Consider the following 8200-nt stretch of genomic DNA (forward strand, 5'->3'; position numbering starts at 1 on the left):
GTTACCACTTTTTGTTCTGGTTGTTAGGAGCACTTTTTTGTCGTGCTTGTAAAATCATTTGCGCTTTAAGCAGTTGGCTCGGGTCACGGGCGCTTTCTACTTGCTCAAGTTTTCGCATGTCAGGGTCGCTCGACAGAGGTTGATCTGAGGTTTGTGCTACAGCTTGCTGACTACTTTGCTCACCATCTTCTTTTGAAGCTTGTTGTGCGCTAGCACTTTGAGGTGTAGCGCCTTCTTGGTCACTCTGTTTCGGCTGATCACTGTTACTTTGTTGCGTGGCTTGCTTGTCGTCTTGTTTAGACTTTTCAGAGTCAGAGTGATTTTCAGGTTGGCCTTGAGATGAGTTTTGGTCTTGGCTACCGCGTTGATCTTGGTTACTGCTTTGATCTTGCGACTTGCCACTGGAGCTTTGTTGTTGATCCTGAGAGCTTTGCGAAGAATCATTTTGCTGACCTTGCTGACCTTGCTGACCTTGCTGATTTTGGTCATTCTGGTCTTTGGAGTCAGAATCGCCTTGCTGTTGCTGTTGCTGTTGCTGTTGCTGTTGCTGTTGCTGTTGCTGTTGCTGTTGCTTCTGAGCCTGTTCGACAATCTCTAGGTTCTTCTTCGCATAAGCATGTTCAGGGTTGCTTTCAAGAATACGTTGATACTCTTGGATCGCTTGGTCGTACTTACCTTGTTGGGCTTGAGCGTTAGCAAGGTTGTAGCGAGCATCTTCACTAGAAAGCTCTTGCAGCGTCTGCTCTGCGGCTTCGAAATCACCGGCTTTGTATTGAGCAATGCCTTTCCACTCTTGTTGGGTGAACTGTTCAGCAGCTTGTTGGAAGTCCTCGTCCTGATACAGCTGATAGCCTACTTGATCATTGGTTTTCCACGGGTTCGCAAACGCAGTATTTGGTTGGCTAAAAGAGATAACTCCAGCTAAGGCACACCAAATAACCCCTTTCCTGAATAATCCAAGTGCCGGAAGTAATAGCAAAGGCAGTAACCAGAAACCGTTGTTCACTCTGGTGTTGAGTGAGTTCTTGGTCTTGGTTACTTCCGATGTTGTTGCAACGCGGTCGAGGTAGCTCGCGATGTGTTCAACATCTGAGTTATCAAATTGAACTTCAGTGAACGTGCCACCATAGCGGCGTGTAAGCTCGCGCATGTTCTTCAAGTTGGTTCTTGCCACCACGGTTTGTCCTGAGTCGCTTTGCAGCATCGACCCCGTAGGTAACGAGATTGGCGCACCGTTTTCACTCCCTACAGCTAGAATCGACAATGTCCAATCGTTGCCAGAGAGTAGGGAGTCGATCTGCTTCTTCTCTTGGTCATCGATGTCATCAGCAATCAATACCAAATCACCTTGGTAGATCTTCGCGCGAGTCATCATATCAATCGCAAGCTTAACGGCTGATGCGGCATCACCACCTTGATAAGGCATGATATCTGGCGATAGGTTAGGCACTAGGTTTTTGATGGTGTTGATGTCTGACGTTAGCGGGCTAATGGTGTAAGCATCCCCAGCATACGCCACCATGCCTGTTAGCCCTTCCTTCCATAATGAAAGCAGATCAAGAGCCTTGTATCGCGCTTGAGTTAAGCGATTCGGCTTAATATCGGTGGCATACATTGACATCGACATGTCCATGATCACAACTCGTGCCTGCGTTTTTTCAAAGCTTGGTTGTTCGTTTTTCTCGAAGCTTGGCCCAGCTAACGCAATAACGCCGACCAGCCACCAAATACCGAAGTAAGTACTGCGATTTTTCGATGGCTTGCTTGATTCTGGCGCCAAGTAACGGGCGATGTGTGACGCGAGTAATCCTTGCTTAGATTGTGTCTTGCTCAGCCACCAAATAGCGGGCAGCACGACAAGCGCCAAGAACCAATATGGGTAGATAAAAGTAAAGTTAGACATTGTTTCTCCTAATGGCTAACAGCATAAATGCGAAGAACATTGCCGCCGACAGTGGCCATACAAACCACTCTTGTTGCGGTCGCCAGATCTTAGTGGCGTTCGTCACGGGCTCTAACTGGTTAATGGTGTCGTAAATCGTCGCTAACTCTTTGCTGTCACGCGCTCGGAAGTACTGACCGCCGGTGCGTTTGGCAATTTCTATTAGTGTACGTTCATCCAAGTCTTGAGCAGTATTGACTTTGCGCGTCATGAAGAACTCTTTGACCATCATCTCGCCTGCACCGACACCAACGGTGTAAATCGTTGCGTCGTATTTCTTTGCAATATCCGCCGCTTCTAATGGGTCTAATACCCCGGCGGTATTACTGCCGTCGCTGAGTAGAATCATTACACGTTGGGGCGCATCGCTATCGACAAAGGTTTTGGTGGCAAGACCAATACCATCACCAATCGCTGTTTGAGTACCAATCAGCTTTAACACCGCTTGATTGAGCTGTTGTGAAAGCGTATCTCTATCTAGCGTAAGCGGGGTCTGCAAGTAGGCGTGATCAGCAAATAACACCAGTCCAACTCGGTCGCCTTTTCGTCGCTCAATAAAGTCACTCAATACGCGTTTCACCGCCGACAAGCGGTCGATGTATTCGCCATTGAACTGCATGTCTTCTTGGCTCATCGAATAGGAGAGGTCGACAACTAACATTAAATCACGATGCTTCGGCTGAAACTCCACCGGTTCGCCATACCATACAGGGCGTGCGCTCGCCGTAACCAGCAGAAGCCAGATAATCACGGACAACGCCTTTGGTAAGCGACTGCTCGGTGTTTTGGTATTGCTGTCTTCTGGCAGAAATGGAAGCCTTAGGGCATTGCTCGATTCTGACTTTGGTGAGAACAAGTAAACGAGCAACGGCAGTGGCGCGATGAAGAACATCCACCACCAAACGAACTCGATGTTTAGCAAGTCCCTGCTTAGAAACATAGTGCTTAGAAAATCACTCATAACGACCTCGCTTTGGAGGAAGTGCTTTGCGAAGCCAAGTTTCGCAATCATTAACCAATTGCTGTTGAGCCTTTTTCTGTTCGTCGTTCATTAGGGCTACATCTTGATAGAGCGCTTGTTGCCACTGGGATTGTTTTGCTACAAATAACGGCTTCGCCAATTGCGCATCTAAGAACTTCAACCAATCATCACCAGACAAACCTGCAATTTTTTCACGAGGGAAATAGCTCAGTGCTGCTTGACGAAGGATGCGTTGTGCTTTGCTCGGAGACAAGCCATCTTGGGACTGACTATTACTAAAGTAAGACAGCGCTTCTTGTTTCGCCTGTTGATTGTTTTTTCTACGTTTTAGAATGAAAAACACCAAGGCAATCAGGAAAATGGCTGTGATAATGACTGCCCACCAACCCCACGCCAAAGGCCACCAAGTCGGGGCGTCTGGCGCAATCACCGGACTTAAATCTAAGGGCTGTTTCATGACTGAGCTCCTGATATCTGGCTCATGAGTGACTGCGCACTCGACAGCGAGCTATAAGGTATCGCGAGAGATAACCCCATCTGTTGCAGCTGCTGTTTCTTAAGCGAAAAAGCATGGTTAAGCTTTTGCTTTTCTTTATTAGAAGAGAAATTAAACCATTGAGTTTTGCTGCCATCGGTGACCTGTTTAGAGCCTTTATAGGTGGTTTCACCTTGCTCTAGCGGGTCGTAGAAATGCACAAGACGTACTCTGTTGTGTCGGCGAATTTGACTGATAAGTGAGTAGTCACTTTCTTGGTAACGCACAAAGTCACTGAGCATAATAATATCGCTTCCTTTAGGGCAAAGCTGGTGCAGAGATTTCAGCCCATGCTCTAAGGTCGTGTCATTATGATTGTCGTGATTAGTCAGTGCCGTATTATTGATTTCTATGACTTTTTGCAAAATACGCAGTGGAGCATGGTTGCTTGCACTTGGCTTAATCTCAATGACCTCTTTGCCAGTATCGATCACCGCGCCAATTCGATCTTTTTGAGCCACAGTAAGCCAGCACAGTTGGCTAGCAAAGTGTGCAAGTTGAACCGATTTCAGCAACAAGGTTGAGCCGAAAATCATGCTGCTTGATAAATCTAAATACAAGATGACAGGTTGTTCTCTCTCTTCAGAGAACAGCTTAGTATGCGCTTTGCCCGTTCTGGCTGTTACACGCCAATCAATGCTGCGAATGTCATCTCCCGCTTGATATTGACGAACTTCAGAGAAATTCATCCCGCGACCTTTACGGTTGCTCTCGTGTTGGCCGTTAAGCTGTGACCAAAGGCTCTTGGCGGGAGGCAACCAGCGAACAGACTGCGCTTTGTATTGCAGAAGTTCGTCCAGGTTTAACGTGACACCGTCACTATGGTTGGGTAGTTGATTATTCATGCGCGTATCCCTATGCGCTGCCAACCAATGAAATAAGGTGTGCGATCACTTGGTTTGCGGTGACACCTTCAGCTTGTGCGTGGTAGCTGCGCAGTAGACGGTGGCGTAACACAGGGAATGCCATCGCTTGAACGTCTTGTGGCGTGACGTAATCTCGTCCTGCAAGCCAAGCGTGAGCGCGGGCACAACGGTCTAACGCAATGGTTGCACGCGGGCTGACACCCATGTCTAACCATTGATCAAGTTGGTCACTGTATTGCTTAGGTTGGCGAGTCGCCATAACCAGTCTGATGATGTACTGCTCAATGGTGTCTGCCATGTGAATGTTGAGCACTTCTTGGCGCGCTTCGAAGATAGTTTGTTGAGAAATAGGCTCTGGTTGAATAGGTTGGTTACCTTGAGCTTCGCCTCTGTTGAGGCGCAAGATCTCCAGCTCACTTTCCATGTCTGGATAAGCCACTTCTAAATGCAGCAAGAAACGGTCTAATTGAGCTTCTGGTAGCGGGTAAGTACCTTCTTGCTCAATCGGGTTTTGCGTTGCCATCACCAAAAATAGATCAGGCAGGGCATAGGTTTTTCGACCTGCGGTCACCTGTTTCTCGGCCATCGCTTCTAACATCGCAGCTTGTACTTTCGCAGGAGCACGGTTGATCTCATCCGCTAAAATAAGCGAGTTGAAAATCGGACCAGATTGGAAGGTAAACTCTCCGGTTTCTGGACGGAAGATATCGGTACCAGTTAGGTCGGCAGGCAATAGATCGGGGGTAAATTGAATACGGTGAAAATCTCCCTCGACACAGTCAGCCAGCGACTTTACGGCGCGGGTTTTTGCCAACCCTGGAGGCCCTTCAACTAGGATATGACCATCTGCCAATAAGGCGATCATCAGTTGCTTAACGAGCTCTTGCTGACCAATGATTTGAGACTCTAAGTAGTTTTGAAGGATTTCGAAGTTATTTTTATGCATTTTTGGACTCTCTGGGGGCCATTTGATTCTTATTTTGAGTATTGGTCACTTATTAATAGGAAAAAGTTCCAGTACATTTGCGGAATTTATTTTTTCAAAATTGGAAAGATTTACAAGTGTTTAGCTAAAAACATCGTTAGGGTGTGATTATTACCATATCAATTGGTTTTTATATACAAAAGCTCGGGGGGAGGGCGTTGTTTGAGTTCGGTTAGATATCAGGGCTGAGAGCTAAAATTGACTCTCGACAATGCGGTATTTGCTTAGTTAATTCATGCTCAAGGTGAATATTTCTAATTGTTACATCATATTTGCAGTTTTTTGAGAAGAAAGTCTCTAGTTTTATTGGTTGTGGCCGATACATCACTCAGATTGTGCATTGCTTGTTGGAGTGCACTAAAAAAGTCCTGTTCAGGGTATACCAATAACGAGCGATTCTTTTTAAAGGTCCAAATATGTTTAAAACTAACTCTCTGAGTATCAAGCAAAAAGTTGTACTTGGAATTACCTTTGCGGTTCTTGCATCGACAGTGATTGTCGGCGCAATGGCACAACAACAAGCAAGAGATGTATTAAGTCATCGATTGATCGATATTGAACTTCCAGGAATGCTAGAGCGAATCAATGGTGAAATTGACCGTGAAGTCTCTCAGTTATTGTTAGCTGCGGAGCAAATTGCTTCGAATGAATTCATTTCTGATGCTATCGAATCGACCGATCGCGATCCGGCATTAGAAAACAAGCTGGTGAAACAACTGAACAATGTTCGTAACCAGTATCAGTTGAACGATGCCTCGGTAGCGAACCGTCAAACAGCTTACTACTGGAACCAAGATGGTTTCTTACGCCAGCTAAACCAACAACAAGACGGTTGGTTCTTTGGCTTTACGCAATCTGGCCAGCAGACAATGGTCAGTATGTTCCAAGAAGCGAATGGCGAAGTGAAGATGTTTGCTAACTATCAGCAGCCTTCTGGTTTGGCGATGTCTGGTCTATCAAAATCGATGGATGACATGGTTAACTTACTCAATGGCTTTAAGATTGAAAATACAGGTTTCGTATTCTTAACCGATAGCCAAGGTGATGTACAAATTCACCGTGAGCGTTCTCGTAGCGATTCTTCACTTCAACAACTTTACGGCTCTCAATCAAGCCAACTATTGAACAAGTCGGGCTTCAATTTGATTACCACTGAAAGCCAGGGCCAAGAGCTGTTTGTGGCGAGCTTGTATGTGTCTTCAATGGACTGGTTTGTTATTGGTGTGGTACCAACAGGCGAAGTATTTGCTGAGCTAGACGCGACTGCGCAAAAGATGCTGATCATGACTGCTATCGTGGCTTTAGTCTTTATCCTAATGGGCGTAGTTCTGGCGAACAGCATCACTCAACCGATCAAGCTTTTGGCTAAGCGTTTCGGTGACCTTGGCGAAGGTGATGGCGACCTGGCGCAGCGTATTGAAGTAAAAGGCAACGATGAAATTGCACAGCTTTCAAAGGGCTTTAATGGATTCATTGAAAAGATTCACGAGTCTATGAAAGAAGTATGTTCGACAAGCCAAGCGCTTCAAGTGGCGGCAGAGAGTGTTTCTAACAAAGCACACATCACCCACGATAATAGCCAAGAGCAACGTGATCAAACCCTTCAAGTAGTTGCTGCCATTAACCAAATGGGCATGACCATCAGCGAGATTGCATCGAACGCGGCAACCGCAGCAGAAACGGCAACTCAAGCTTCAGGCAATACGGAAGTAGGTCGCTCTGTGGTGAACAAAGCAAAAGACGCGATCAGCCGTTTGGCGCAAGATATTGAAAGCACAGGTCAGGTAGTAGAGCAACTGGCTTCTACAACTCAAGACATCGGTTCTATTCTGGGTGTTATTCGTGATATTTCAGAGCAAACTAACTTACTCGCATTGAACGCTGCAATTGAAGCCGCCCGTGCTGGTGAGCAAGGTCGTGGTTTTGCGGTTGTAGCGGATGAAGTACGTAACCTAGCAAGCCGTACCGCAGATTCAACGGAAGAGATTCAAAAGATGATCAACCAACTGCAAAGCGATGCTAAAGATGCGGTAACGGCAATGAGTGCGGGTAAGGTGATTACCCTTGAAGGTGTATCGGCTTCGGATGAAGCGGTAGACGTGCTGAGTGGCATTTCAGACCGTATCGTTGATATCACAGACCGTAACACTCAAGTGGCAACGGCAACGGAAGAGCAATCAACCGTAGTTCACACCATCAACCAGAACATTGAAGAGATTAACGCAATCAACGAAGTGACAACGGGCACGGCTGAGCAACTTGCTGAAGCGAGCCAAGAGCTTCGTGATCTATCGTCTCGTCTAGATAAGATGGTTGGTTTATTTAAGCTTTAATTCTTTCAAGCTGTAACATTGCTTAGAAAGGGATATAGACGAAGAGCTGGATTCATTTCATCGTGAATTCAGCTCTTTTTATTTACGGGCTTGTTTTCTTCTAACTGACGTTCGCTTGATCTGGTTTCGGGCTTTGCACTCAATCGCCCTAGCATCATAGGGCGTAAATGAGTAAAATCTGGTTAGGTTTAATATTTAGGTAAGTATCATGAGCGATTTTGAAAAAGAACTAGAGCAGATGACTCAAGAGATGGGCGATGAGCCTGAGGTGAAACTGCCATCACTTGAAGAGCAAAAAGCAATTGTTGCTGAGTTCAAGCGACTAGAAGCGGAAGGCAAACTGACTCCTGAAGTGTTAGAGAAGCATTTTGGCCAGTTCAACAAACAGAATGATACGCCAATTCACTAAGTTGATTTAGACAGGTTTCATGTCTGAAAGAAGTGATATTAGCGGTTGGGTTCATAGCCTAACTAACAGATAAAGGTCTAGCGCTTGCTAGACCTTTTTTATGGTTCATCGCGGATTAGCGGGAACTAAAAACAAAAACGGTAGTAAG

General features: G+C 46.1%; 7 protein-coding genes. 2 read left to right on the plus strand and 5 right to left on the minus strand.

Annotated features, from left to right (window positions below; genetic code table 11):
* Nucleotide 1 precedes the first annotated feature (1 nt).
* From AB6E78_RS13310 to AB6E78_RS13330, 5 genes are read right to left on the minus strand one after another with little or no spacing between them, the layout of a single operon-like run.
* Nucleotides 2-1903 (minus strand): VWA domain-containing protein, encoded by a 1902-nt coding sequence (locus AB6E78_RS13310; RefSeq protein WP_372153765.1) that lies wholly within the window; start codon nt 1901-1903, stop codon nt 2-4.
* Nucleotides 1896-2903 carry a VWA domain-containing protein gene (locus tag AB6E78_RS13315; RefSeq protein WP_017065686.1) on the minus strand — a complete coding sequence of 336 codons (1008 nt, stop codon included), beginning with the start codon at nt 2901-2903 and terminating at the stop codon, nt 1896-1898. The genes AB6E78_RS13310 and AB6E78_RS13315 overlap by 8 nt, the downstream gene beginning before the upstream one ends.
* Complete coding sequence (locus tag AB6E78_RS13320; protein WP_102428541.1) at nt 2896-3381, minus strand: DUF4381 domain-containing protein; 486 nt, start codon at nt 3379-3381, stop codon at nt 2896-2898. Before AB6E78_RS13320 ends, AB6E78_RS13315 begins: the two co-directional genes overlap by 8 nt.
* Complete coding sequence (locus tag AB6E78_RS13325) at nt 3378-4304, minus strand: DUF58 domain-containing protein (protein ID WP_372133784.1); 927 nt, start codon at nt 4302-4304, stop codon at nt 3378-3380. The genes AB6E78_RS13320 and AB6E78_RS13325 overlap by 4 nt, the downstream gene beginning before the upstream one ends.
* Nucleotides 4305-4314: 10 nt before the next feature.
* A complete protein-coding gene (locus AB6E78_RS13330) occupies nt 4315-5271 on the minus strand; it encodes a MoxR family ATPase (protein WP_017090304.1) in 957 nt (318 codons plus the stop codon).
* A gap of 455 nt (nt 5272-5726) precedes the next feature.
* Here AB6E78_RS13330 and AB6E78_RS13335 point away from each other — a divergent pair, with 455 nt between their 5' ends.
* Nucleotides 5727-7643, plus strand: coding sequence for a methyl-accepting chemotaxis protein (locus AB6E78_RS13335; RefSeq protein ID WP_372133785.1), 1917 nt, complete (start codon nt 5727-5729; stop codon nt 7641-7643).
* Between the two features lie 208 nt (nt 7644-7851).
* On the plus strand, nt 7852-8052 hold the full coding sequence (locus AB6E78_RS13340) for a hypothetical protein (RefSeq protein ID WP_010431457.1): 201 nt from the start codon (nt 7852-7854) through the stop codon (nt 8050-8052).
* Nucleotides 8053-8200: the final 148 nt, after the last annotated feature.

Source organism: Vibrio sp. 10N.247.310.98 (assembly GCF_041467395.1).
GTDB lineage: Bacteria > Pseudomonadota > Gammaproteobacteria > Enterobacterales > Vibrionaceae > Vibrio > Vibrio crassostreae_C.

Excerpts from the sequence above, each read along its gene's own strand:
- AB6E78_RS13320 (WP_102428541.1), bottom strand. The coding sequence starts at position 3,381 with ATGAAACAGCCCTTAGATTTAAGTCCGGTGATTGCGCCAGACGCCCCG.
- AB6E78_RS13310 (WP_372153765.1), bottom strand. The coding sequence starts at position 1,903 with ATGTCTAACTTTACTTTTATCTACCCATATTGGTTCTTGGCGCTTGTC.
- AB6E78_RS13325 (WP_372133784.1), bottom strand. The coding sequence starts at position 4,304 with ATGAATAATCAACTACCCAACCATAGTGACGGTGTCACGTTAAACCTG.
- AB6E78_RS13335 (WP_372133785.1), top strand. The coding sequence starts at position 5,727 with ATGTTTAAAACTAACTCTCTGAGTATCAAGCAAAAAGTTGTACTTGGA.
- AB6E78_RS13330 (WP_017090304.1), bottom strand. The coding sequence starts at position 5,271 with ATGCATAAAAATAACTTCGAAATCCTTCAAAACTACTTAGAGTCTCAA.
- AB6E78_RS13340 (WP_010431457.1), top strand. The coding sequence starts at position 7,852 with ATGAGCGATTTTGAAAAAGAACTAGAGCAGATGACTCAAGAGATGGGC.
- AB6E78_RS13315 (WP_017065686.1), bottom strand. The coding sequence starts at position 2,903 with ATGAGTGATTTTCTAAGCACTATGTTTCTAAGCAGGGACTTGCTAAAC.